General features: G+C 70.0%; 21 protein-coding genes. 11 read left to right on the forward strand and 10 right to left on the reverse strand.

What is annotated here, in order from left to right; genetic code table 11:
- The first annotated feature begins 93 nt into the window (after window positions 1-93).
- Entirely contained in the window at window positions 94-1,344 is a 1,251-nt protein-coding gene (locus ACZ56E_RS01670) for a cytochrome P450 (protein WP_471209711.1), read from the forward strand.
- A 119-nt stretch (window positions 1,345-1,463) separates the two neighbouring features.
- On the opposite strand, the gene ACZ56E_RS01675 is transcribed toward ACZ56E_RS01670, so the two are convergent.
- Together ACZ56E_RS01675 and ACZ56E_RS01680 are read right to left on the reverse strand one after the other, a co-directional pair.
- A complete protein-coding gene (locus ACZ56E_RS01675) occupies window positions 1,464-2,255 on the reverse strand; it encodes an AfsR/SARP family transcriptional regulator (protein ID WP_471209713.1) in 792 nt (263 codons plus the stop codon).
- 8 nt (window positions 2,256-2,263) lie between these two features.
- Window positions 2,264-3,043, reverse strand: coding sequence for a thioesterase II family protein (locus ACZ56E_RS01680; RefSeq protein ID WP_471209715.1), 780 nt, complete (start codon window positions 3,041-3,043; stop codon window positions 2,264-2,266).
- 670 nt (window positions 3,044-3,713) lie between these two features.
- Here ACZ56E_RS01680 and ACZ56E_RS01685 point away from each other — a divergent pair.
- Window positions 3,714-5,102 carry a phenylacetate--CoA ligase family protein gene (locus ACZ56E_RS01685; RefSeq protein ID WP_471209717.1) on the forward strand — a complete coding sequence of 463 codons (1,389 nt, stop codon included), beginning with the start codon at window positions 3,714-3,716 and terminating at the stop codon, window positions 5,100-5,102.
- A gap of 72 nt (window positions 5,103-5,174) precedes the next feature.
- Here the strand turns inward: ACZ56E_RS01685 and ACZ56E_RS01690 are convergent, their stop codons facing one another.
- Complete coding sequence (locus ACZ56E_RS01690) at window positions 5,175-6,167, reverse strand: esterase/lipase family protein (RefSeq protein WP_471209719.1); 993 nt, start codon at window positions 6,165-6,167, stop codon at window positions 5,175-5,177.
- A gap of 281 nt (window positions 6,168-6,448) precedes the next feature.
- Between ACZ56E_RS01690 and ACZ56E_RS01695 the strand changes: the two genes are divergently transcribed.
- Window positions 6,449-6,670: a hypothetical protein gene (locus ACZ56E_RS01695; protein ID WP_471209720.1), complete on the forward strand. Its 222-nt coding sequence runs from the start codon at window positions 6,449-6,451 to the stop codon at window positions 6,668-6,670.
- Window positions 6,671-6,683: 13 nt separating this feature from the next.
- Here ACZ56E_RS01695 and ACZ56E_RS01700 read toward each other — a convergent pair whose 3' ends face one another.
- The gene (locus tag ACZ56E_RS01700; RefSeq protein WP_471209722.1) at window positions 6,684-7,610 is read right to left on the reverse strand and encodes a cation diffusion facilitator family transporter; all 927 of its coding nucleotides are present in this window, start codon (window positions 7,608-7,610) and stop codon (window positions 6,684-6,686) included.
- A gap of 56 nt (window positions 7,611-7,666) precedes the next feature.
- Window positions 7,667-8,758, reverse strand: a complete 1,092-nt coding sequence (locus ACZ56E_RS01705; protein WP_471209724.1) for a mechanosensitive ion channel family protein — start codon at window positions 8,756-8,758, stop codon at window positions 7,667-7,669.
- A 318-nt stretch (window positions 8,759-9,076) separates the two neighbouring features.
- Here ACZ56E_RS01705 and ACZ56E_RS01710 point away from each other — a divergent pair, with 318 nt between their 5' ends.
- The 7 genes from ACZ56E_RS01710 (at window position 9,077) to ACZ56E_RS01740 (ending at window position 16,653) form a co-directional block, all read left to right on the forward strand.
- A complete protein-coding gene (locus ACZ56E_RS01710) occupies window positions 9,077-10,177 on the forward strand; it encodes an amidinotransferase (RefSeq protein ID WP_471209726.1) in 1,101 nt (366 codons plus the stop codon).
- Window positions 10,178-10,329: 152 nt separating this feature from the next.
- Window positions 10,330-11,463: an ROK family protein gene (locus ACZ56E_RS01715; RefSeq protein WP_471209728.1), complete on the forward strand. Its 1,134-nt coding sequence runs from the start codon at window positions 10,330-10,332 to the stop codon at window positions 11,461-11,463.
- 66 nt (window positions 11,464-11,529) lie between these two features.
- Window positions 11,530-12,786, forward strand: coding sequence for an ABC transporter substrate-binding protein (locus ACZ56E_RS01720; protein WP_471209729.1), 1,257 nt, complete (start codon window positions 11,530-11,532; stop codon window positions 12,784-12,786).
- Window positions 12,783-13,730: a carbohydrate ABC transporter permease gene (locus tag ACZ56E_RS01725; RefSeq protein WP_471209731.1), complete on the forward strand. Its 948-nt coding sequence runs from the start codon at window positions 12,783-12,785 to the stop codon at window positions 13,728-13,730. The genes ACZ56E_RS01720 and ACZ56E_RS01725 overlap by 4 nt, the downstream gene beginning before the upstream one ends.
- Complete coding sequence (locus ACZ56E_RS01730; protein WP_471209733.1) at window positions 13,723-14,559, forward strand: carbohydrate ABC transporter permease; 837 nt, start codon at window positions 13,723-13,725, stop codon at window positions 14,557-14,559. The genes ACZ56E_RS01725 and ACZ56E_RS01730 overlap by 8 nt, the downstream gene beginning before the upstream one ends.
- Before the next feature lie 37 nt (window positions 14,560-14,596).
- A complete protein-coding gene (locus tag ACZ56E_RS01735) occupies window positions 14,597-15,640 on the forward strand; it encodes a Gfo/Idh/MocA family protein (protein WP_471209736.1) in 1,044 nt (347 codons plus the stop codon).
- Window positions 15,637-16,653, forward strand: coding sequence for a Gfo/Idh/MocA family protein (locus tag ACZ56E_RS01740; protein ID WP_471209739.1), 1,017 nt, complete (start codon window positions 15,637-15,639; stop codon window positions 16,651-16,653). Before ACZ56E_RS01735 ends, ACZ56E_RS01740 begins: the two co-directional genes overlap by 4 nt.
- Here ACZ56E_RS01740 and ACZ56E_RS01745 read toward each other — a convergent pair.
- The 4 genes from ACZ56E_RS01745 to ACZ56E_RS01760 form a co-directional block, all read right to left on the reverse strand.
- Entirely contained in the window at window positions 16,637-17,578 is a 942-nt protein-coding gene (locus ACZ56E_RS01745) for a DMT family transporter (RefSeq protein ID WP_471209742.1), read from the reverse strand. The two genes, ACZ56E_RS01740 and ACZ56E_RS01745, sit on opposite strands and share 17 nt — an antisense overlap.
- 67 nt (window positions 17,579-17,645) lie before the next feature.
- Entirely contained in the window at window positions 17,646-18,737 is a 1,092-nt protein-coding gene (locus ACZ56E_RS01750) for a hypothetical protein (RefSeq protein WP_471209745.1), read from the reverse strand.
- Between the two features lie 8 nt (window positions 18,738-18,745).
- Window positions 18,746-19,483, reverse strand: a complete 738-nt coding sequence (locus ACZ56E_RS01755; protein ID WP_471209747.1) for an HAD family hydrolase — start codon at window positions 19,481-19,483, stop codon at window positions 18,746-18,748.
- Window positions 19,484-19,489: 6 nt separating this feature from the next.
- Window positions 19,490-20,584, reverse strand: coding sequence for a class I SAM-dependent methyltransferase (locus tag ACZ56E_RS01760; protein ID WP_471209750.1), 1,095 nt, complete (start codon window positions 20,582-20,584; stop codon window positions 19,490-19,492).
- A 334-nt stretch (window positions 20,585-20,918) separates the two neighbouring features.
- On the opposite strand from ACZ56E_RS01760, the gene ACZ56E_RS01765 reads away from it, so the two are divergent.
- Entirely contained in the window at window positions 20,919-23,066 is a 2,148-nt protein-coding gene (locus ACZ56E_RS01765; protein WP_471209753.1) for a hypothetical protein, read from the forward strand.
- Here ACZ56E_RS01765 and ACZ56E_RS01770 read toward each other — a convergent pair.
- On the reverse strand, window positions 23,054-23,437 hold the full coding sequence (locus tag ACZ56E_RS01770; RefSeq protein ID WP_471209756.1) for a hypothetical protein: 384 nt from the start codon (window positions 23,435-23,437) through the stop codon (window positions 23,054-23,056). The genes ACZ56E_RS01765 and ACZ56E_RS01770 overlap by 13 nt on opposite strands.
- Between the last annotated feature and the right edge of the window lie 193 nt (window positions 23,438-23,630).

The raw sequence follows: 23,630 nt of genomic DNA on the forward strand, positions 1-23,630 counted from the left end.
GCCGTCACGCCCTGATCAGCGGCGTCGCCCGTGCCGTGCCCGTGCGGTCGGGGGGTCTGACCGTCGGGTCCGGACAACGCGAAGCGAGGCATCGTGCCCATCACGGATAGCAAGCCGGCCGCCACATTCCCCGACCTGGTCGACCCGTCGTTCTGGGCGCGGCCGCACGCGGAACGCGTGGCGCTGTTCGAGGAGATGCGCGGGCTGCCGCAGCCGGCGTTCATCCGGCAGAACATGCCCGGCGTGCCGTGGACGTTCGGCTATCACGCGCTGGTCAAGTACGCGGACATCGTGGAGGTGAGCCGCCGGCCGCAGGACTTCTCCTCGAACGGCGCGACCACGATCATCGGTCTGCCGCCCGAGCTTGACGAGTACTACGGCTCGATGATCAACATGGACAACCCGGAGCACTCGCGGCTGCGGCGCATCGTCTCGCGTTCCTTCGGCCGCAACATGATCCCCGAGTTCGAGGCCGTGGCGACCCGCACCGCCCGCCGCATCATCGGCGAGCTCGTCGCTCGGGGGCCCGGTGACTTCATCAGGCCCGTCGCCGCGGAAATGCCCATCGCCGTGCTCAGCGACATGATGGGCATTCCCGCGGAGGACCACGACTTCCTCTTCGACCGGTCCAACACGATCGTGGGGCCCCTCGACCCCGACTACGTGCCCGACCGGGCGGACTCCGAACGTGCGGTGATCGAGGCGTCCCGCGAACTCGGCGACTACATCGCGGGCCTGCGCGCGGAACGGCTCGCCGCCCCCGGCAACGACCTCATCACCAAACTGGTGCAAGTCCAGGCGGACGGCGAGCAGTTGACGCGCCAGGAACTCGTCTCGTTCTTCATCCTGCTCGTCATCGCCGGGATGGAGACCACCCGCAACGCCATCTCGCACGCCCTGGTGCTGCTGACCGAGCATCCCGAGCAGAAGCAGCTGCTGCTCTCGGACTTCGAGACGCACGCGCCGAACGCGGTCGAGGAGATCCTCAGGGTCTCCACGCCCATCAACTGGATGCGGCGCGTCGCCACCCGAGACTGCGACATGAACGGGCACCGGTTCCGCAGGGGCGACCGGATCTTCCTGTTCTACTGGTCGGGCAACCGCGACGAGGCCGTCTTCCCGGACCCGTACCGGTTCGACATCACGCGCGGGACCAACGCGCACGTCACGTTCGGCGCGGTGGGCCCGCACGTCTGTCTCGGCGCCCACCTCGCCCGTATGGAGATCACCGTCCTGTACCGGGAGCTGCTCGCGGCGCTGCCCCAGATCCATGCCGTGGGGCAGCCCCGCAGGCTGGACTCCAGCTTCATCGAAGGAATCAAGCACTTGCACTGCGCCTTCTGAGCAGGCGCTTCTCGCTCTGTCCGACCGTGTGGTCCGACGACCGTGTGGTCCGACCGTGTGACTCCTCGTCCCGCACACATACGCTTCCCTCTGCGCACGTGCGCCTCACGACGCTGCGGTCAGCGACCGGACAGGGCGAGGGGCGGTGGAGTCATCAGGTGCATGTCACCCGCGAGTATGGCCCGCTGCAGCTCCTGGAGCGGGCGCCCGGGTTCGAGCCCCAGCTCGTCGTTGAGCGTCTTGCGCACCGACTGGTACACCTTGAGCGCGTCCGCCTGCCGCTCGGAGCGGTAGAGCGCCAGCATGAGCTGGCGGTAGAACGCCTCGCACATCGGGTTCTCCGCGGTGAGGGCGTACAGCATGCCCACCGCCTCGCGGTGCCGGCCCAGCTGGAGCTGGCACTCGACGAGCATCTCCTGACACTCCAGGCGGATCTCGGTCAGCCAGGTCGAGAAACCGTCGATGATCGGGCCGTTGGTGCCAGGCCCGTTCCCGCCCTGCCCGAGGATCGGGCCGCGCCACAGCGCGAGCGCCTGCCCGAAACAGGAGGCGGCCTCGTCGAAGCGGTTCTCCCTGAGCAACGACCGCCCCACGTCGACCAGTTCGGGGAAGATCTGGGCATCGATCTGGTCGTCGTCCCGCTTGTGCAGGACGTACCCCGGGGCGCGGGTCTCGACGGGGTTGCCCGCCGAGCCGGGCACCTTCAGGAACTTGCGGAGCTGGGAGATGTACACGTGCAGTCCCGCGGTGGCACGCCGCGGCAGGTCCTCGCCCCAGATCTCCCGCATCAGCTGTTCCAGGGAGACCAGCCGGTCGGCGCGGATGAGGAGCACGGTGAGGACGATCTCCACCTTCTGCGCGTTGATGGTGGCGTAGCCGTCTCCGTCCTTGATGCGGAGTGGCCCCAGCATTTCGTATCTCACCGAGCGTTCCCCCTTGCTGTCGCACGCTGCTGCGCACCGTCCGCCAGGGCCTTGGAGATGACTTCCGTGACGCCCTGCTGGTGCGTGTTCAGATAGAAGTGGCCCCCGGCGAACACCTTGAGGTCGAAGGGCCCTTCCGTGTGCTGCTGCCAGGCTTCGACGTCGTCCAGCGGCGCCTGCGGGTCCCGGTCGCCCACCAGGGCGGTGACGGGGCAGGACAGCGGAGGCGACGGGTTCCACCGGTACAGCTCGGCCGCCCGGTAGTCGTTGCGGACGACCGGGAGGATCTCCGCGAGCAGTTCCTCGTCGTTCAGGAACCGCGGGTCCGTGCCGCCGGCCCGGCGCAGCTCGGCGGCCAACTCGGTGTCGTCGAGGAGGTGTACGGTGCCGCGCCGGAAGCGGGACGGTGCGCGGCGCCCCGAGACGAACAGCCGGCAGGGCTGCTTCCCCGTGCGCTCACGGAGCCGCTGTGCGACCTCGAAGGCGAGGATGGCGCCCATGCTGTGGCCGAAGAACGCCAACGGGCGGTCGTCGAACGGGCCGAGCGCATCGGTGATGAGGTCGGCGAGTTCGGGGATGTCGTCCAGGAGCCGCTCTCTGCGGCGGTCCTGGCGCCCGGGGTACTGCACCGCGAGGACCTCGGTGTCGGCCGGGAGCGTGGGGGAGTGCGCCAGTGGGTGGTAGTAGGAGGCCGAGCCGCCCGCGTGGGGGAAGCAGACCAGGCGAACGGCGGCTTCCGGCCGGGGCCGGAAGCGGCGTATCCAAGGGTCCGACATATCGGGTGGGGGGAAGGCAGACAAGATCTTTCCCTTCGCCAGGAACGCTGACAACGGTGTCGCCACATCACATAGCCGGTTCTGATCATGCGCAGCTCAAAGTTTAAACGGCAACGTCGCTAACGGCGGAGCAGGGCGGAATCAGACATTCCCCATCCTTTATGCCGTGATTCCTACGTGATCGAATCCCGGCAGCCGAGATGAGGTAAATTTCAATATGAATGCTTAACGCCGCACGACTTGTGCGGCATGCCGCCAGGGAGGCGGCCAGCCGCCCTGCCAGCCGTGATGGCCTGACGAGGCCTCCGGGAGGCCGTCGAGAGCCGCCACCGCCCGCTCTCGCGGAGTTCTTTGCGGAATTATTACGTTGCATTGGTTTTCTTCGCCGCCCCGGCCGTTGGCCTGCGCCATTTCTGGTCCTTCTGTAATGGGCGGTAAAAGATCCCTTTCCCTTCCGGGGGTGCCGGTCCAGCGGGCCTCGACTCCGATTGTGGCTTGTTGTTTTCTTGTGGCGCCGCGTGTGAAACGGCGGCGGCTGGCCACTCGCTCTGCAGGCTCCGGAGACGGGGTTGTCACCTTTTGGGGTGACTGTGCCTCGTTCAAGGTGTCCTGTCTCATGGCGCATCAGCGATCGTCGTGCCATGGGTGAAGCGGGAAGGAGCACAGAACGATGAGCGAGAGCATGGGGTGGCTGACGCGGGACGTCCGCAAGGCCCGCAAGCAGGGCACTGCCGGGACCGCGCGGCGCCGGGCAGGCCGACTGGCGGACCTGGTCGCCCACGCCCGCTCGGCGTCGCCGTACTACCGGGACCTCTACCGCGGCCTGCCCGAGCGGATCGAGGATCCGACCCTGCTGCCGGTCACGGACAAGAAGCAGCTGATGGACCACTTCGACGACTGGCCGACGGACCGCGACATCACCTTCGAGAAGGTCCGCGCGTTCACCGACGACCCCGAGCTGATCGGGCGCCGCTTCCTCGGCCGCTACATGGTGGCCACCACGTCCGGCACCAGCGGCAGGCGCGGCCTGTTCGTGCTCGACGACCGGTACATGAACGTGTCCTCCGCCGTGTCCTCCCGGGTGCTCGCCTCCTGGCTCGGCCCCCTCGGCATCGCCCGGGCCGTCGTCCACGGCGGCCGCTTCGCCCAACTCGTCGCCACCGACGGGCATTACGTCGGCTTCGCCGGCTACTCCCGGCTGCGCCAGGACGGCGGGGCGCGCAGCAAGCTCGTCCGCGCCTTCTCCGTGCACGAGCCGATGTCACGCCTGGTCGCCGAACTCAACGACTACCGCCCCGCGTTCGTCATCGGCTACGCAAGTACGATCATGCTGCTCACCGCCGAACAGGAAGCGGGCCGGCTGCACATCGACCCGGTGCTGATCGAGCCCGCGGGCGAGACGATGACCGAGAGCGACACCGACCGCATCGCGGCGGCCTTCGGCGCCAAGGTGCGCACGATGTACAGCGCGACCGAGTGCACCTACCTCAGCCACGGCTGCGCCGAGGGCTGGTACCACGTCAACGACGACTGGGCCGTCCTCGAACCGGTCGACGCCGACCATCGGCCCACCCCGCCGGGCGAGTTCTCGCACACCACCCTGATCAGCAACCTCGCCAACCGCGTCCAGCCGTTCCTCCGCTACGACCTGGGGGACAGCGTCATGCTCCGCCCCGACCCCTGCCCCTGCGGCACCTCGTCGCCCGCGATCCGGGTCCAGGGCAGGTCGGGCGACATTCTCACCTTCCCCTCCGGCCGGGGCGACGACGTCAGCCTCGCCCCGCTCGCCTTCAGCAGCCTGTTCGACCGCATGCCCGGAGTTGAGCTCTTCCAGATCGAGCAGACCGCGCCGTCGACCCTGCGCGTCCGCGTGGTCGGAGCGCCCGGCGCCGACGCGGACCACGTGTGGCAGCGGGCCCACGACGGGCTGACCCACCTCCTCGCCGACAACAAGCTCGACAACGTAACCGTCGAACGGGGCGAGGAGCCGCCGCAGCAGGCGTCCGGTGGCAAGTACCGGACGATCATCCCGCTCGCCGCCTCAGCGCCTGCCACCTGAGCTCCGCCGCCTGAGCGCTCGCCGCCCGAGGCGCTCGTACCGTGATTACCGCGATTACGGTGATGACCGCGATTACCGCGCGTATGCGCGCAGCGGAGGCTCCTCGTCGACCCACGGCTGGCTGTGGATCAGCAGCTCGATCGGGAAGTTCAACAGGCCGGGCAGAGCGTCGACGGCCTCTTGGCTGTTGAGCGGCATGACCGGCTTCGCGCAGTGCGCGCGGTCGATGCGGCTCGTGTCGGCGGGGCCGGGGTGCTCGATCGCGTCGGCGACCAGGTCGTAGCTCACCTGGTCGACGACCATGGCGATGTGGGTGGGCCACGGCCGCCCGGGGCAGATGTCCTGGACGCCGATGCGGTGGGCGCCCGGCAGGGACGGGGCCTTCCCGTCGGCCACCACGGACTCGTCGGCGTACGAATAGATCGTGGTGTACGACGGTCCCGCGGGCATGGGCGTGCCGTCGGCGCCGAGGGCCTTCGACCAGTTCGAGTCGCGGGCGAACTGCAGGACCGAGGCCGGGCAGCCCGCGACCTCGGCGATCGGCCGGCAGGGACTGGCGAGCCGGGTCCCCTGGAACGGGGAGCCCAAGGTCACCATGTCGTCGACCTTCCCCACCAGGTCGGGCCAGAAGCGCAGGGCCCACGCCGTGAGGAGCCCGCCCTGGCTGTGCCCGACGAGATCGACCTTCCGGCCGGTGGCCTCCTGGATCGCGCGGGTGGCGTACACCACGTACTCGACGGACTCCTGCATGTCGCGGAGCCCGCGCCCGGGAGAATCCACCCAACAGGATTCGTAGCCCTTCTTCTTCAGCTCGGCCATGTAGTTCCAGGCGTAGTTCTCCTCGCCCTTGAGGCCGGTGCCGGGCACGAAGAGGACGGTCGGCTTGTCACCGGCCGCCCGCAGGTCCGCCAGCTCCGTCCCGCAGTGCAGGGCCTTGGCGAGTTCGGCCGCGGGTATCTCCAGCGGCGGAGAGGAACCGTCCGCCGCCGAGGCGCCGGAGACCGGCAGCACGGTGGCTGCCAGCACGGCCGCCACGAGTCCGCCGAGCCATGAGGACAAGCGCACAGTGACCTCCACAGGAAACCTTCACGAGTGAGCGGCAACTCCCTCCGATGGGAGCAGTTCATCGTGCGGCGGCGCCACAGTGGACGTCAACTGCCCCAGGAGACCGAGTAGTTGACAACTTTCCGGGCTCGACAGGCAAGGCGCTTGGGCCCCGCCGGCCGGCGCCGTGCGCGATCGGGCCGTGACCTGGGCGGACGGTCCCGGTTGGACATCCCGGGGGAGCCTCTGGCATGGTCGCCCGTCCGTCCCCCTCAAGAACCGAAGGGAGCGTCACGATCACGATGATCGAAGTCAGCACGCGCAGCATGAAGGAAGCGGCTGCCGCCGAGCAGCTCCGCGCGGAGACCACGACACTGGACATTCCAAAGGGTTTCGACCTGTGGACGGCCGACGAGATCGCGGAGTGGCTCGACGGCGTCGAGGACGACCCGGGAGTCTCCGACGCGGACTTCTACGCCGCGCAGCAGGCGGTGCGGCGGGCCCTCGGCACCGAGGGCGCCTGATCCGCGGGCGGCGCTACGTGTGCAGCGCCCCGCCCTCCTCCACATGGCCCTCCGGCTCCAGCTGGAGCGTCGAGTGGGCCACGTCGAAGTGGCCTCCGACACACCGCTGAAGCCGCCCCAGGAGCTCCCCGTACCCGCTCGCGAGGGCCGCCTCCGTGACCACCACGTGCGCGGTGAGCACCGGCATCCCCGAGGTGACCGTCCAGCCGTGCAGATCGTGCACGGCGACCACGCCCCGCTCCGCCATCAGGTGCCGGCGCACCTCACCGAGGTCGACGTCCTGCGGGGTCGCCTCCAGCAGGACGTGCACGGAGTCCCGCAGGAGCCCGTACGCGCGCGGCACGATCAGCAGCCCGATGACGATCGACGCGATGGGGTCGGCGGCCTGCCACCCGGTGAGCAGGATGACCAGGCCGCCCACGATCACCGCGACCGAGCCGAGCGCGTCGCCCAGCACCTCCAGGTACGCGCCCCGCAGATTGAGGCTCTTCTCCTTGGCGTCCCGCAGCAGCCACAGGCCCACCAGATTGGCGGCGAGCCCGCCCAGCGCGACCACGAACATCAGGCCGCCCTTGACCTCCACCGGCTCGCTGAACCGGTCGATCGCCGACCACAGGACCCAGGCGAAGATGGCGACCAGGAGCAGCGCGTTCAGGACCGCGGAGAAGATCTCCACGCGGTAGAACCCGAAGGTGCGCCGCGGCGTCGGCGCCCGCTGGGCGAGGGTGATGGCGCCGAGGGCCAGCGAGACGCCGACCGCGTCGGTCAGGCTGTGCGCGGCGTCGGCGAGCAGCGCGAGGCTGCCGGACAGGAGCGCGCCGACCACCTGGATGACGGTGATCGAGCCGCTGATGCAGATGGTCCACAGCAGCCGGTTGCGGTACGTCCCGCTGAGCGTGCCGCCCGCCGTCGCCGCGGACGGGCCGTGGTCGTGCCCCATGCCCGCGAGTGGACCACGGCGGCGCGGCACCCGCCAGCGGGCGAGAGCCGGTCGGCTCAGTGCAGCCGGGCCGGGGTGGAGGTGTCGCGCTGGTGCGGGATGCCGAGCGGCGGCGGCAGCTCGCCCTGCTGCACCCTGACCGTGCGCACGGGGGCGGGGACCCGGATGCCCTCGGCGCGGTACCGCTGGTGCAGGCGCTTGATGAACTCGTGCTTGATGCGGTACTGGTCGCTGAACTCGCCGACGCCGAGGATCACCGTGAAGCTGATCCGCGAGTCGCCGAAGGTGTGGAAGCGGATCGCCGCCTCGTGGTCGGGGACCGCGCCGGTGATGTCGGCCATCACCTCGTCCACCACCTCGGTCGTGACCTGCTCGACCTGCTCCAGGTCGCTGTCGTAGCTGACCCCGACCTGCACCATGATCGACAGCTCCTGCTCGGGGCGGCTGTAGTTGGTCATGTTGGTGCCGGCGAGCTTCGCGTTGGGGATGATGACAAGGTTGTTGGAGAGCTGGCGGACCGTGGTGTTGCGCCAGTTGATGTCGACGACGTACCCCTCCTCCCCGCTGCTGAGCTGGATGTAGTCGCCGGGCTGCACGGTCTTCGCGGCGAGGATGTGCACGCCCGCGAAGAGGTTGGCCAGCGTGTCCTGCAGCGCGAGGGCGACCGCGAGACCTCCCACGCCGAGCGCGGTGAGCAGCGGCGCGATGGAGATGCCGAGGGTCTGCAGGACGATGAGGAAGCCCATCGCGAGCACCACCACGCGCGTGATGTTCACGAAGATGGTGGCCGACCCTGCCACTCCGGAGCGGGACTGCGCCACGGCCTTGACCAGGCCGGTGACGATCCGGGCCGCCGTGAGCGTGGCGGCGAAGATGAGGAGCGCGGTCAGCGTCATGGTGACGTTGCGTCCGGTGCGCGGCGTGAGCGGCAGCGCGCCCGCCGCGGCGGCGAGCCCGGCGGTGATGGCCGCGCAGGGCACAAGGGTGCGCAGGGCGTCGACGATGACGTCGTCACCGCTCCACCGGGTCTTGCTCGCCCGTTCGCCGAGCCACCTCAGCAGCGCGCGGAGCAGCAGCCCGGCGACGACGCCGGCGACGACCGCGATACCGGCCGCGATCCAGTCGTGCAGTGTGAGGGCACGGGTCATCAGTTCGCTCCCGTCGTACGGGGGGAGTGCGCCTGCGCGGGGCGTATGTGATGTGACGTCACCTTGTGATACCTGCTCGATTCCGGGGAGTGCGGTCACGCCGGGACGAGGGCTCGGTTCCGGCGCGGACGTCATCCTGCCCCATCCGTCCACGGCAGGCGTGCATACCCCCACCTGGATCTTCACAGAGCGGCCACGTCTGTCCATGCGCCGATGAGCGCGCCGGCCGTGGTAAAGCATTGAGTCAGGCGATTTGGCCACTCGGCACTCGGCGGACCGGTCGAGCCGGTCGATCCACGCGAGCGGAGGCGGTTGAGCATGGCGCCCATGTGCAGACCCGGAATGTCACCCGTCAATTCGCACAACGAGTGGGATCCGCTGGAGGAGATCATCGTCGGGCGGCTGGAGAACGCGACCATTCCCTCCAGCCATCCGGTCGTGTCCTGCAACATCCCGCCCTGGGCGGCACGGCTGCAGGGTCTCGCCGCCGGATTCGAGTACCCGCAGCGGCTGATCGAGCCGGCACAGCAGGAGCTCGACCAGTTCATCGCTCTGCTGGAATCCCTCGACGTCACTGTGAGGCGGCCGGATGCCGTCGACCACAAGCACCGCTTCGGCACTCCCGACTGGCAGTCGCGCGGCTTCTGCAACTCCTGTCCCCGGGACAGCATGCTCGTCGTCGGCGACGAGATCATCGAGACGCCGATGGCGTGGCCGTGCCGCTATTTCGAGACGCACTCGTACCGCGAACTCCTCAAGGACTACTTCCGGCGCGGCGCGCGCTGGACGGCGGCGCCGCGGCCCCAACTCACCGACGCGCTGTACGAGAAGGACTTCCGCCCTCCCGAGGAGGGCGAACCGATGCGCTACATCCTCACCGAGTTCGAGCCGGTGTTCGACGCGGCGGACTTCGTGCGGGCGGGCCGCGACCTCTTCGTGACGCGGAGCAACGTCACGAACCTGATGGGCATCGAATGGTTGCGCCGCCACCTCGGGCCGGAGTACCGCGTCCACGAGATCGAGAGCCGCTGCCGCGTGCCCATGCACATCGACACCACGTTCGTCCTGCTCGCGCCCGGCAAGGTGCTCGTCAATCCCGAGTACGTCGACGTCGACCGCCTGCCCGACGTGCTGGACTCGTGGGACGTCCTGATCGCCCCGGAGCCCGACCCCATCGACCAGCGACTGCTCAAGATGACCTCGATGTGCGGCAAGTGGCTCAGCATGAACGTGCTGATGCTCGACGAGAAACGGGTCATCGCGGAGCGGCACCACACCGGAATGCTGCGCGCCCTCGAATCGTGGGGGTTCGAGCCGATCCCGTGCGACCTGCTCCACTACGCGCCGTTCGGCGGCTCGTTCCACTGCGCGACGCTCGACGTCCGGCGGCGCGGCACGCTCGAGACGTACTTCGACTGACCGAGTGACCGACTGATCGGCCGAGCGACCGTCGCCGGAGGGGTTCCCCGAGCGCGACAGTTATGCAAGTCTCCTCCCTAATTCCGCGGGACCGGTGGACATAGCAGCCCGTCAAGTGGGTTGCCGCCGCGCGGACACGGGGTGAAGCACTGATGCGGAACAGGGCTCGTGGGCACGACCTGATCGCGCTGCGGCGGCTCAACACCACCGTCGTGCTGCGCGCCCTGCACCACCGCAGCCCGCGGACCCTCGCCGAGCTCGCCGCGAGCACCGGCCTCTCCCGGCCCACCGTGGAGGCCGCCGTCGAGGAACTGTCCGAGCGCGGCCTCGTCGGCGAGTCCACCGAGGAGTCGGCCGAGCGCACGCCGGGCCGGCCCGCACGCCGCTTCCGCTTCCGCACCGAAGCCGGACACGTGCTCGGCGCCGACATAGGGCTGCACAAAATGGTGCTGCTCCTCGCCGACCTCGGCGGCACCGTGCTGGCCGCCCACCGCCGCGACATCGACCCGGAGCTCGGCGGCGGCGCCCGCCTCGACCTGCTGCGGCACGGCACGGAAGCCTTCCTCGACGCCCACGCCCCGCGCCGCGCCGCCGTGCTCGCCCGCTGCGTGGGCGTACCCGGAGTGGTGGACACGGGCGGCATCCTGAACTCCGTGGTGGTGCCCGAGTGGTCCGGCGTCGACATGGGGCGGCTGCTCCAGGACGGCAGGACGGGCCACACCCTCGTCGAGAACGACGTGAACCTCGCGGTGCTCGCCGAGCGCTGGCAGGGCGCCGCCACCCTCGCCGCCGACGTCGTCTGCGTACTCACCGGGCACCGCGTCTCGTGCAGCCTCACCATCGGCGGCCGGCTGCACCGGGGCAGACGCGGCGGCGCGGGTGAACTGGGCATGCTGCCGCTGCTCGGCATGAGCACCGCGCAGGAAGCCCTGAAGTGGCCGGGCGCGCGGCGTGCCGGTGAGTCCGAAGTGGCCGCCCTCGCCCGCGCTGCGGACGCCGCCGACCCACGCGCCCTGGCCGCCGTCGCGGACTTCGCCGACCGCATCGCCCCCGGCATCGCCGCCCTCGCCCTCGCCGTCGACCCGGAACTGATCGTGCTGACCGGCGGGGCGACCCCCGTCGGCCGGCACCTCGTGCCGCTGCTCGAGGAGCGGCTGCGCCCCATGACCCTGCACGTCCCGCGCATCGCGCTGAGCTCGCTCGGCGAGCGGGGCGTGGCCATCGGCGCCGTACGCAAGGCGCTCGACCTGGTGGAGGAGGACCTGCTCGCGGACAAGGCGCCGTAGCGGCGGCCCGCCACGCGCGGGGGAGCCGTGGGGCGTCCGACGACTCATCGGGAGGCGAAGGCGCAGATGCGCAGAAGGACTCTGCTCGGCGGGGCGTTGGCCGCCCCCTTGCTCGCCGCCTGCTCCGGAGGGAGCGACGGCACGGACAGCGGTGGCAGGACCACGCTCTCGTACGGGATGTGGGATCCGGCGCAGGCGCCGGGCATGGAGAAGATCATCGCCGCGTTCGAGAAGCGCAACCCGCGCATCTCCGTGCGGATCCAGCTGACACCCTGGGCGAGCTACTGGACCACCCTCAAGACGTCCATGCGCGGCGGCACGGCCCCCGACGTCTTCTGGATGAACGCCGTCAACTTCCAGCTGTACGCGTCCAACGGCGTCCTCGAACCGCTCTCCGGGCACATCAAGGCCGACGCCACCCCCGTGGACCGCCACCCGGAAGCCCTGGTGAAGCTCTACGCCCACCAGGGCACGCAGTACGGCCTGCCCAAGGACTTCGACACCATCGGCCTCTGGTACAACAAGCAGCTGTTCGACAAGAAGGGCATCAAGTACCCCGACTCGACGTGGACTTGGGACGACGTGCGTGACGCGGCGGCCGAACTCACCGATCCCAGTCAGGGCGTGCACGGCTTCGCCGCCGAGATGCACCGGCAGATCAAGATCTACCCGGCCGTCTGCGGCGCCGACGGCTTCATCCTCAGGGACGGCCGGTCCGGCTTCGGCGACGACCGCTCCATCGAGGGCCTGCGCTTCCTGACCGACATGGTCGACCGGGGCTGGTCACCCCCGCAGAGCGCCATGACCGAATCCGTCGGGCGGGTGCGCTACTGGTCGGAGAAGGTCGCCATGAACTACGACCTCTCCGCGATGGCCGGGCAGATGTACGCCGTACCCGCGATCAAGGACCACGGCGGCATCACCGTCCTGCCCAAGGGACGCCGCAGGGCCACCATCATCCACGGCCTGGCGAACGTCATCTCCGCCAAGAGCGACAAGAAAGCGGCCGCCTGGAAATTCGTGCACTTCATGGCGGGCCGCGAGGCCGCCGAGATCCAGGCCGAGGCGGGCGTCACCATCTCCTCGTACGAGGGCACGCAGGACGCCTGGCTCAAGTCGATGCCGGAATTCGACCTCAAGCACTTCATCGAGATGCAGAAGTACGGAGTGCCCTATCCGAGCTCCGAGAACACCGCCGTCTGGGAGAACCTCCAATACCCGCTGCTCGGCGCCGCATTCAGCGGCAAGGGCGGCATCGAGAGCGCAGCGCGCACCCTCGGTGAACAGATGGACCGGGCCCTGAAGGAGGAACGCGCCTCATGAGTGTCTTTCCCGCCACGGCGGCCGCGAAGGCGGCCGGACGCAACCGGGCGTCCGCGTCCGGCGCCCGGCCCGGATCCCGCAACCAGCGGTCCGCCTACTGGTACATCGCGCCGCTCGGCCTCGGCTTCGCCGTCTTCTACTTCTGGCCGCTCCTGCAGACCTTCTACTACAGCTTCACCGAATTCGGCGCGTTCGGCGGCCACACCTTCATCGGCACCGACAATTACGTACGCGTCGTCAAGGACGTCACCGTCTGGCAGGCCCTCGGCAACACCCTGATCTACAGCGTCATCGGACTGATGGCGCTGCCCGTCGCCATCGTCGTCGCGTCCCTCCTGAACCGGCGCGGGCTGCGCGGCGTCGCCCTCTACCGCGCCCTGTACTTCGTACCGTTCGTGACGCTGCCCGTCGCCGTCGGCCTCGTCTGGAACTGGCTCTACAACGGCGACTTCGGCCTCATCAACGAAGTCCTCAGCTGGGTCGGCGTCGACGCCCGCTACTGGGTGTCCGACCCCTCCACCGCCGTCTACGCGATCGGCACGGTGATCGTCTGGTCGACCACCGGCTACTACCTGGTCATCTTCATGGCGGGCATCAAGGGAATTCCCCGGGACTACTACGAGGCCGCGGAACTCGACGGGGCCGGGGCGCTGCGCCGGTTCTTCACCATCACGCTCCCGCTGCTCAGCCCGACCATCTTCTTCGCCTCCGTCATCTGCATGATCAATTCACTGCAGACCTTCGACCTGATCTACATCATGATGGGCGAGTCGAATCCCGCGATCGGGGATACGCAGTCGATCGTCGGCCTCTTCTACAAATGGGCCTTCGTCGAGAACGCCCAGGGCGCCGCCGCCGCGCTCGCCTTCCTGCTGATGCTGGTCATCGCGGCCCTGACGTATCTCCAGTTCCGGATCCAGAAGAGGTGGGTGCACTATGCCTGAGCCCCGAAGGCGCATCGACACGGGATCCGTCGCCACTCACGCCGCGCTCTCCATCGGCGCACTGGTCATGGTCTTCCCGTTCCTGTGGCAGCTGCTCACCGCGCTCAAGACCCTCGCGGAGACCTCACGGGTGCCGCCCACCTTCCTGCCCGACAACTGGAACTGGGCGAGTTTCGAAGAGGTCTTCACCGCGCTGCCGTTCCGCGAAATGCTCACCAACAGCCTGATCAACACCGTCGGGCGCACCCTCGGCCAGCTGGTGTTCTGCTCGCTCGCCGCCTATGCCTTCGCGCGCATGCAATTCCGCGGCCGTAACGCCCTTTTCGCGCTCTTCCTGTCCGTCCTGATGGTCCCGAGCTCCCTGCTCGTCCTGCCGCAGTACGACATCATCCAGTCGCTCGGCCTGCTCAACACCGCGCCCGCGCTCTTCCTGCCCGGCATGTTCAGCGCGTTCGGCACCTTCATGCTCCGCCAGTTCTTCCTGACGCTCCCGAAGGAGCTGGAGGAGGCCGCCCGCATCGACGGCGCGGGGTCCTTCCGCATCTTCTGGTCGATCATGCTGCCGCTGATCAGGCCCGCGCTCGCCGCGCTCGCCGTCATCACCGCCATGTGGTCCTGGAACGACCTGCTGTGGCCCCTGATCGTCAACACCGACCCGGAGCAGATGCCGATCAGCGCCGGACTCACCTCCCTGGAGGGCCAGTACGAGACCAACTACCCGGTGATGATGGCCGGTTCGCTCGTCGCGAGCCTGCCCATGCTGCTCGTCTACGTCTTCCTTCAGCGGCACTTCGTCCAGAGCGTCGCCCTCTCCGGATCCAAGACCTGACCGGGCCCCGCCCCCCACGGAAAGGCAGCCCCTCTCTATGCCACCGCTTCACATAGGCCTGCTCGGCGCCGGCGGCATCGCGCGCGCCCACCTGCCGGGCTGGCTGGCGCTCGGCGCCCGGGTGAGCGTGTACACCGTCGACGGCTCTGCGGAGAAACTCGCGTCGGAGTACGCCGAGCGCGGGCACGACGTCCGGGCGGTCGACAGCCTGGACACCCTCCTCGCGGACGCGTACGCCGTCGACGTCTGCACCCCCACCCCCACCCACAAGGAACTCGTCCTCGCGGCCGTCGCCGCGCAGCGGCACGTCGTCTGCGAGAAGCCGCTCGCCCTCACCGCCCGAGACGCCGAGGAGCTCGCCGCAGCGGCCGCCGCGGCAGGCGTACGGCTGCATCCCGCCCATGTGGTCCGCTACTTCCCTGCGTACGCCGCCCTGCGCCGGGCCGTCGTCCGCGGCGACCTCGGCGCACTCGCCGTGCTGCGCTTCACGCGCGGCGGGGCCAGGCCCCAGTGGGCGCCGTGGTTCGGCGACCCGGCCCAGTCCGGCGGCGTCATCATGGACCTGATGGTGCACGACATCGACATCGCGCGCTGGCTCGCGGGCGACGTGATCCGCGTCCACGCCCGCACCCGCGGCGTCGAGCACGCCACCGGCGCCCCACCCGAAGTCGTCACCGCGACCGCCGTCCTCACCCACGCGTCGGGCGCCGTCAGCCACATCAGCGGGCTGTGGGGCCTGCCCGATCAGCCGTTCCGCACCACATTCAGGGTCGCGGGCGCCGACGGCCTGCTGCACCACGACTCGACCGCCGTGCCCGGCTTCCGGATCACCGCACAAGGAGTGCGCGCTGCCAACGAAGGCATCCCGTCCAGCCCCATGACCGAGAGCCCCTTCCTCACCGAACTCCGCGAGTTCGCCGCGTCCTGGCACTACGGCGGGCCCGAACCACGGGTGAGCACCCGCGACGGCGTCGAAGCGGTACGGATAGCCGAGGCCGCGGCGGAATCCAGTCGCACCGGCGAGGTCGTCGAGCTGCCCGCGGCCGCACACTCCGACCCGACCGAGGAGGCAGCGCGATGAAGGTCGCCGTCCTGTCGTTCGCCCACGTCCACGCGGCGGGCTACCTGCGGCTCCTGCACCGTATGCCCGGCATCGAGGTCCTGGGCAGCGACCCGGACACGGACCTCGCGGCACCCGGCGAGACCCGGGGCCGCGCACTCGCCGACGAGCTCGGGGTCGCGTACGCCGACACGTACGAGGAAGCCTTCGCCCGGCGCCCGGACGCGGTGATCGTCTGCTCCGAGAACGCCCGGCACCGCCCCCTCGTGGAACGCGCCGCCGCACACGGCGTGCCCGTCCTCTGCGAGAAGCCACTGGCCGCCACGGTCGAGGACGGCGAAGCCATGGTCGCCGCCTGCCGCGCCGCGGGGGTACGGCTCGCGGTCGCCTACCCCGTGCGGTTCAGTCCGGCGTACGCGGCCGTGAAGGCCACCGTCGACGCGGGCGACGCCGGCCGGGTCCTCGCGGTGTCCGGCGCGAACAACGGCGCCATGCCGACCCGCGCCCGCCGCTGGTTCGCCGAGCCCGAACTCTCCGGCGGCGGCGCCCTCATGGACCACACCGTGCACATCGCCGACCTGCTCGACGACCTCTTCGGAGAGGCCAGGCCCGTCGAGGTGTACGCGCAGACCAACAACCTCCTGTACGCCGACGAGGTCGCCGCCGAGACCAGCGGCCTGGTCAGCGTCACCTACTCCAACGGCGCCGTCGCCACCATCGACTGCAGCTGGTCCCACCCCCGCTCCCACCACTCCTGGGGCGGCCTGGAACTCACCGTCGTCGGCGAGCGCGCCACCCTGGAGATGGACGCCTTCGACCAGAAGGTGCACGGCTTCAGCGAACGCCGGGGACGCGGCACCGAAGTGCCGTTCGGCGTCGACCTGGACGAACTGATGCTGCGCGCCTTCCTCCACGGGCCCGGGGAGGGCGGCATGACCGTCGCGGACGGCGAGGGCGGCCTGCGCACGCTGCGCATCGTCGCGGCGGGCTATGCGTCGGCCCGCAGCGGAGTGCCGGTCACGCTCGGCCCGTGACCGTTCCGGTCTTCTCGTCCCGGTGGGGTGGCGCCGCGGTGGGCCCGCCGGGACGGTGGACCAGGAGTACGGCGACGAGGCTGATGACGAAGCCGGTCACGGCCAGGGCGCCGACCGGATCGCCGAACATCAGGAACGCCCAGAACGCGGTGGTGGGCGGGCAGAGGTAGATGAGGCTGTTGACCCTGGTGACGCTGTGGTGCTTGAGGTTGAGCCAGTAGAAGCCGTAGCCGCCGAACGTGGCCAGGAAGACCATCCAGAGCAGCGCCCACCAGAAGTCCCCGTCACGGGGCGGCTGGGCGTTCCCCGAGACGAGACCCAGGCACGTGAACAGTACGGCGCTGGTGCAGCACTGGATCGCCAGCGAGTCGGTCAGGGGAACGGCCGTGCCACGCCCCCGCTGCAGGAGCGTGGCCGCCGTGAGCGTGGCCATGCCGATGAAGGGCACCGCGTAGATCCAGCCCGGCCGGTCGCCGGCCAGGCTCAGCCCGTCACCGATCACCAGGGCGACCGCGATGAGGCCGAGCACCAGACCGACCCACTGGCGTCCGGTCACGCGTTCCTTCAGCAGCGGGCCGACCAGCGCTCCGGCGACCAGCGGCTGAAGGGACTCGATGAGGGACGTCGTGCCGGCCGGCACGCCCAGTTCGATGGATTTGACGGAGCTGAGCAGGTAGATGCTCTGCGCGAGCAGCCCCACCACGACCTGGGTGGCCACATCACGGCGCGTCAGGTGGTGCCGGTGCCGGCGGACGAGCCACCACAACGGCACCACCAGGGCGGCCACGATGAGGAAGCGCCACATCAGGACGGTGAGTGTGTCGGCGGCGTCGGTCCCCAGCCGGGCCCCGATGAATCCGGAACTCCACATCACGACGAGCGCTGCCGCGGGCAGCGGCCCGCTGGTCAGGGAGGGGGAACGCATCCGGTGGGGGCTCCTTGGTCGGGGAGAGGACGGTCCGGCTCGGCGCGTGGCGCGCCGCCGGCCGGGATCAGGGTCGGGTGGCGGCGGGCGCGACGAGCGGCGCCGCCCGTTCGGCCTCCACGACGACGCGGGCCAGGTCGATGCCGTTGCGTGAGCAGTAGGCGAGGGGGTCGCGCTGGGCACGGCGCAGCTTGGCGAACCCGCCGAGTGCCTCGGCGATGCCGTCCTCGGCCGCCAGGTGCCAGAAGGGGTTGCTGTCGTGCCGTTCCAGCGGGGCGAAGAAGGAGAGGATGACGCTGATCCGGGAGCCGGACGACACCGGCTGCACCGCGTGCCAGAGGGAACTGCCCAGGGTGTAGGCGGTGTCGCCGGCCTTGCGGAGCGGCGGTTCGAAGACCTTCGGGTGGGTGTTGCCCTGTTCGGCGACCGCGTCCCTGTCCCGTTCGAAGTCCGCCCGGGTGCCCTGATAGATCATGAGGCGGCCGTTGCCGAACTCCTCCAGGTCGGCGAGTTGCATGACGAAGACATAGGTCATCCCGTCGTAGTGCCAGCGGGCCTTCTGGGGCTCCGTGCGGTCACCCACGCGCACCTGGTGGGTGTCGAAGTAGTTGGCGCAGATCGCGGGGGTGCTCAGCGGGTGCGGGACGAGGGGGAGTCCGGCGATGGCCGACACCCGGCCGAGGAAGGTGTGGTCGCTGACCATGGCCCGGACGAACCGGGACGCGCCGGAGACGTTCCGCACGCGGCGGCTGACGATGTAGTCGTCGTCCGGTGCCCGGTCGGCAAGGTTCTCGCAGACCCGGCGCAATCGTCGTACGCCCTCGTCGGTCAGGAGCCGGTGGGGGCCTGAGTACACCGTCTGCTGCGGCTCCGGCCCGCCGTGGGGCACGGATCCGTCCGGTCCCGCCCCGTAGCCGAACTCGGCGGCGGTCAGCCGGGAAACGGCGGGGTCGGGCTCGGTGCGTACCAGGGAGGGAGTCCAGGTCATGTCCTGGCTCTGCGCCAGGGGCCCGGTCTGCCACACGGAACGGCGCAGCGAGCGGCGTAACCGGCTCAGGCTGTCGTTGAAGGCCGTCACCTTGCCGGCTTCCGCCTGTGCGGTCGGGCCGGCAGCGGTCGCTTCGTGGGTGTGGGTCATGGTCTGCTGTGTGGTGTCCATGGGGGGTGTCACCTCCGGGTGGTGCGACGTTCCAGGTCTGAGGTTTCCGGTCCGGGTGCTGCGGGTCGGGTCAGGTTCCTCGGGATGTCGTCCTCCAGCAGTCTTCGGGCGCGGGACAGGTCGTTCCTCGGCAGTACCAGTTCAGCCGTGGCAAGCGATGGGGAGCACGGGTCCGTTCCTGGGGCGGGCACGGCCACGCACCGCATTCCGGCTCGGGCCGCCGCCGTCACACCGGCCGGTGAGTCCTCGATGACCAGACATTCCTCGGGGGCCGCACCGAGCAAACGGGCCGCGTAGTGGAAGATGTCGGGCGCCGGCTTGCCCCGCGGCACCTTTTCCACCGCCACTTGTGCGTCGATGTACCCGTCGGCTCCGCAGGCCTTCAGCGCTGCCGTGATGATGGCGTCGGGCGACCCCGAGGCGACGGCGGTGGGGAAACCGGCGGTGTGCGCCCACCGCAGCAGGCTGTTCGGTCCCGGAATCGCGGTGACGCTGTCCGGCAGGCCTTCGAGATAGACCCGTTCGGTGTCGCGCATGAGGGTGTCGACGTCGGTGCCGACTCCGTAGTGCTCGCGCAGCAGCGCCAGCATGTCTCGAGTGCTGAGTCCGGCGCAGCGATCGTAGGCGTGGGTTTCCACGTGGGGTGTTCCGTGGGTGGCGAAGACGGTCCGGACGGTGTGCAGATAGTGCTTGCCGCTGTCGATGAGTGTGCCGTCCAGATCGAAGATCAGCGCGGAGACCGCCATCTCCGTTCAGAGCCTCTGCGCGCCGTTGTCCGGTTCCTGGGCATCGAGGTGGACGAGCGCGGTCAGGGAGTGCCCGACGCCGAGGCCGGGTGCCATCCGGTGCTCCAGGCGCCGCAGCCCGCAGGCCAGCATCGGGGCACCGATCTCGCCGGGGAGCCGGCGGAAGTCGGTCTGCAGGAGGGCCTGCCACTGTTCCTCGAAGGCGTCGAAGAAGTTCAGGACGTGGTCCGGCGCCGTCCCTGTCGGCAGGCGCGGGAAGCGGAGGTCCGAGGGTGTGACTGTTTCGTCGCCGCGTTCCAGCCGGTTCACCAGGAGCCGGTAGGGCGGGATGTCGGGATTGAACTCCCGGGTCTGCGTGTGCCGGCCGACCATGATGGACCGGTCGTGGAACGAGATCTTCTCGTACCGCTGACCGGCGCGGGCGCATGCCTCGTCGATGACCCTGCGCAGCCCCCAGGAGTCCCAGAACGTCATGGGGACGGAGGGCGCCGGGGCGGCGTCCGAGGACGAGCCACCCTGGAAGAAGCTCATCCGGTAGTCCCAGCGCTGGTTCGCCCACATGTCGGCCCACTCGATCGAGAAACGACCGAGGACGTCGACCACGACGACGGACCGGGTGTGGTTGCGCCGCACAGCGGCGAAGATCCTGCTCAGGACGTCCGTGAGTTCCGCGGGAGTGAGGTGCGAGTACGGCACCCCGCTGGAGAAGTAGAGATCGTACGGATCCTGCGGGACGTGATCGCGCATGTCCGCCTGTACGAACCCGGCTTCCGGGCGTCGGCAGTGGAGCATGCGGGCCGTCTCCAGGAGCGCCTCGTCCATGTCGAGGCCACAGTATTCGTAGCGCCCTTTCGCGAACTGCCAGGGCTGGGTCTCCTCCATGGCGAGAAGAAAATTGAGTCCTTCCCCGGCCCCGCAGCCGATATCCAGCACTCGGGTCTTCTCCCGGGGGCCCAGATATCCCAGCGCCTGGGCCAGTAGTCCTTGGGTCACGGGCTCTTCCCAGAGCCGCTTCACGGGGTCCCGCCGCTTCGGCGAGGTGTAGTGGACGACCGCCTCGTCGTACGCGGAAGTGGTGACGCTCGACAGCTGATGGCTCATCAGGTGATGTCCTTCCGTCCGGAGTCCTGAGCAGTTCCCCGGGGATTTAGTCACATGCCCGCTACACCTTCCGGTGGGCCGGAACAGGCCATGCCAGATGCCGCCCCCGGCGGCGGAGGGCGGCGCACCGCACGCCGACCACCAGTGCGATCAGGCTTGCGGCAGCACTTCCCGCTCCCCGGGGAAACTGCCCGGTTGTCGCCTCCTGTGTCACTCCTGTGCGCAGGCCCCCAGGAGACGTCCGACGCCCTCTCCCGTCACGGAACTCGGGCCGCCTGTCTCGAAACACCTGAGCCCCTCTCACCGAATGCGATCGTCTCCTAGGGTTGGGGCCGTGGACGAGCGGACGCGGAACAGGGTGGGCGGGCAGGCGCAGGTCGGGACGGTCGTCCAGACGGGTCGGGTGGAGGTACTGAACGTGTACGGCGCCCCGGGCGCGCCGCCCGAGGACTGCCTCATGCCCCATCAGATGCCGCCGGACGTCCGGCACTTCGAGGACCGCGACGAACAGCGTTCACGCGTGCTCGACGTCGCCGCCCGACCCCGGACGGCCGGGCGCCCGCTGGTCGTCTCGGTCACCGGTGTGCACGGCGTCGGCAAGACCGCGCTCGCCGTGCACCTCGCCCACCGCCTCGCCGACGAGCACGCCTACGTGGTGCGCTACGTCGACCTCGACGACCACCGGCCCGACGGCGGCGCCGACCTGGCCGACGTCATGGGCGAACTGCTGCGCTCCTTCAAGGTCACCGACCTCCTCGAAGGGGCACCGGCACGGCGCCGCAAGCAGTACTGGGAGCAGACCGGCAAGCGGCGCCTCGTCCTCGTCCTGGACAACGTCCGCTCCGGCACCGAGATCACCCAGCTCCTCCCGTCGTCGGCGGAGAGCGTCGTGGTCGCCACCAGCCGTCAGACGCTCTACGACGTCGAGGGCGGCGTCGACCTGGAGCTCCCCGTGGGACCGCTCGAAGAGCCGCACGGCGAACGGCTGTTGCGCCGTATCGTCGACGACCCGCGGCTCGCCGCCGACCCCGCGTCGGCCGCCGAACTCACCCGGATCTGCGGCGGCCTGCCCGCCGCCCTCCACGTGGCCGCCGAGTGGCTGCGCAAGCACCGCACCCGCAGACTCGCACGCCTCACCGCGCAGCTCGCCGCCGAACTCGACGCGAAGGGGGTGCCCACGGTGGAGGCCGTGTGGGACGCCGCGTACCAGGACCTCACCCCGGGCGCCGGCACGCTCTACCGGCTGCTCGTCGAGCACCCAGGCCCCTGGATCGACCCCGAGGCGGTCACCGCGCTGCTCGGCAGGGGAGAGGACGAGGCCGAGGACGCCCTGGACGAGCTGGTAAGGGCGAGCCTCCTGGCCCGGGAGCGGGACGGACGGCTGCGCCTGCACGACCTGCTGCGCGCCCACGCGGCACGCCGGGCGGAACGGGAACGCAGCGCCGCTGAGGCGGCGGAGGGGCGGCGGCGCGTCATCCGCTGGTACCTCCGCCAGGCCCAGCGCGCCGACGCGCTGCGCGCGGGCTCGCGGATGACCTTCGCCGAGCCGATCCCGCCCCTCCAGGACACGCCGAACACCCCCGACGCGGAGTTCGGGATCACCGCCGCCGACAGCGAGAAGCAGCGGAAGGCGAAGGCGCTGCACTGGCTGGAAGCCCAACGGCTCGCGCTCCACGACTGCGTACGCGTCGCCCACGCCCACGGACTCGACGCGGAGGCCTGGGCGCTCTGCGAACCCCTGTGGACCCACTACATGGACCACCCCCGGCTCACCCAGGTCATCGACACCTTCACCACGGGACGCGACGCCGCGCTGCGCGCCGGTGGCCCGCTCACCGCACTGATCCGCATGCGCTGCCAGCTGGCGCGCCCGCTGTGGGAGCGGGGCCGCTTCGACGACGCGGCGACGGAACTCCGCCTCGCGTCGGCGGCCGCCGAGACGCTGGGGAACGACCCCCGGGAGAGGAAACTGCGCGCCTCGGTCATCGAGTTCCGCGGGCTGCTCAGCTCCGCCCGGGGCGAGTGGGCGGCAGCGGCGGCGGACTTCGAGGCGTCCCGCCGCATCCACACGGAGATCGAAAACCCCTACGGAGCCATGCTCCAGACGTACCTGCTCGGCAAGGCCCTCACCGAACTGGGCGAACTCGACCGAGCGGCCGACCTGTTGACGACCGCGCACACCCAGGCCGAGCACCTCGGCCGCGCCCGCCTGACCTCCCGCACAGGTTCCGCGCTCGCCCGCGTGCTGCGGCGCCTCGGACGCCCCGACGAGGCGATGGCGCTCTACGCCGAGTCACTACAGGAGGCCCGCCTCAGCGAGTCCCCCCGCGAGGAACTGCGGGCTCTGGACGCGCTGGCCGACCTGGCCGCGGAGACCGGGGACGCGACCGCCGCCACGGAGTTCCGCACGGCGGCGCGCGCGGTGCGGGAGCGGGGCGGCGGCCTGGACGACCTCGGTGAGGCGTCAGCTCAGCACGGGTAGGTGCTGCCACCGTTCGTCAGGTTTCCGTCGTACACCCAGCCCTGGGCTCCGGTCGAACGGACCGTCAGATAGGTCCACGTGTTTCCGGACTCGTTCGTCGTGTAGCAGTGGTAGTTGACCGCTGTGCTGTGGACGGGATTGCTGCCGCACGTGTTGTGGGGACCGCTGCGGCGCAGCGTCTGGGTGCTGACCGTCTCCCCGCCGCCGGGGTCGATGTCGCGGTGGGAGTGGGAGGAACAGCTCTGGACTCCGCTGGGAGACCAGCGGGGCGGTTCCCCGCCGGCGGGAGCCGCCTGCGCGGTGGTGACCGAACCGCCGGCCAGCAGGGCGGATCCCGCCGCGAGTCCGACGAACCAGGTGCGAGTACGCATGATGCTCCTTGGAGATCGATGTGCCGGACGATGACAATGACTTGATGAAACCTGCCGACCGGGAGCGGCGGTGCGTAAGTTGGCCGCCTGCCTGTGCTCAGGCGTCGAAGGGGGCGGCAGCATGGCGGTCGGAACCGGTCGGGGCAGACGCTGCCCGTTGCTCACCGCGCCGACAAGGCCGAACGGCGTTCGA

Source organism: Streptomyces sp. NPDC039480 (assembly GCF_055597165.1).

What these genes read in the sequence shown, in the direction of transcription:
- ACZ56E_RS01730 (WP_471209733.1), top strand. Translation starts at nt 13,723, where the DNA reads ATGCCTGAGCCCCGAAGGCGCATCGACACGGGATCCGTCGCCACTCAC.
- ACZ56E_RS01725 (WP_471209731.1), top strand. Translation starts at nt 12,783, where the DNA reads ATGAGTGTCTTTCCCGCCACGGCGGCCGCGAAGGCGGCCGGACGCAAC.
- ACZ56E_RS01710 (WP_471209726.1), top strand. Translation starts at nt 9,077, where the DNA reads ATGGCGCCCATGTGCAGACCCGGAATGTCACCCGTCAATTCGCACAAC.
- ACZ56E_RS01705 (WP_471209724.1), bottom strand. Translation starts at nt 8,758, where the DNA reads ATGACCCGTGCCCTCACACTGCACGACTGGATCGCGGCCGGTATCGCG.
- ACZ56E_RS01760 (WP_471209750.1), bottom strand. Translation starts at nt 20,584, where the DNA reads ATGAGCCATCAGCTGTCGAGCGTCACCACTTCCGCGTACGACGAGGCG.
- ACZ56E_RS01755 (WP_471209747.1), bottom strand. Translation starts at nt 19,483, where the DNA reads ATGGCGGTCTCCGCGCTGATCTTCGATCTGGACGGCACACTCATCGAC.
- ACZ56E_RS01770 (WP_471209756.1), bottom strand. Translation starts at nt 23,437, where the DNA reads ATGCGTACTCGCACCTGGTTCGTCGGACTCGCGGCGGGATCCGCCCTG.
- ACZ56E_RS01695 (WP_471209720.1), top strand. Translation starts at nt 6,449, where the DNA reads ATGATCGAAGTCAGCACGCGCAGCATGAAGGAAGCGGCTGCCGCCGAG.
- ACZ56E_RS01700 (WP_471209722.1), bottom strand. Translation starts at nt 7,610, where the DNA reads ATGGGGCACGACCACGGCCCGTCCGCGGCGACGGCGGGCGGCACGCTC.
- ACZ56E_RS01740 (WP_471209739.1), top strand. Translation starts at nt 15,637, where the DNA reads ATGAAGGTCGCCGTCCTGTCGTTCGCCCACGTCCACGCGGCGGGCTAC.
- ACZ56E_RS01675 (WP_471209713.1), bottom strand. Translation starts at nt 2,255, where the DNA reads ATGCTGGGGCCACTCCGCATCAAGGACGGAGACGGCTACGCCACCATC.
- ACZ56E_RS01745 (WP_471209742.1), bottom strand. Translation starts at nt 17,578, where the DNA reads ATGCGTTCCCCCTCCCTGACCAGCGGGCCGCTGCCCGCGGCAGCGCTC.
- ACZ56E_RS01685 (WP_471209717.1), top strand. Translation starts at nt 3,714, where the DNA reads ATGAGCGAGAGCATGGGGTGGCTGACGCGGGACGTCCGCAAGGCCCGC.
- ACZ56E_RS01680 (WP_471209715.1), bottom strand. Translation starts at nt 3,043, where the DNA reads ATGTCGGACCCTTGGATACGCCGCTTCCGGCCCCGGCCGGAAGCCGCC.
- ACZ56E_RS01735 (WP_471209736.1), top strand. Translation starts at nt 14,597, where the DNA reads ATGCCACCGCTTCACATAGGCCTGCTCGGCGCCGGCGGCATCGCGCGC.
- ACZ56E_RS01720 (WP_471209729.1), top strand. Translation starts at nt 11,530, where the DNA reads ATGCGCAGAAGGACTCTGCTCGGCGGGGCGTTGGCCGCCCCCTTGCTC.
- ACZ56E_RS01750 (WP_471209745.1), bottom strand. Translation starts at nt 18,737, where the DNA reads ATGGACACCACACAGCAGACCATGACCCACACCCACGAAGCGACCGCT.
- ACZ56E_RS01715 (WP_471209728.1), top strand. Translation starts at nt 10,330, where the DNA reads ATGCGGAACAGGGCTCGTGGGCACGACCTGATCGCGCTGCGGCGGCTC.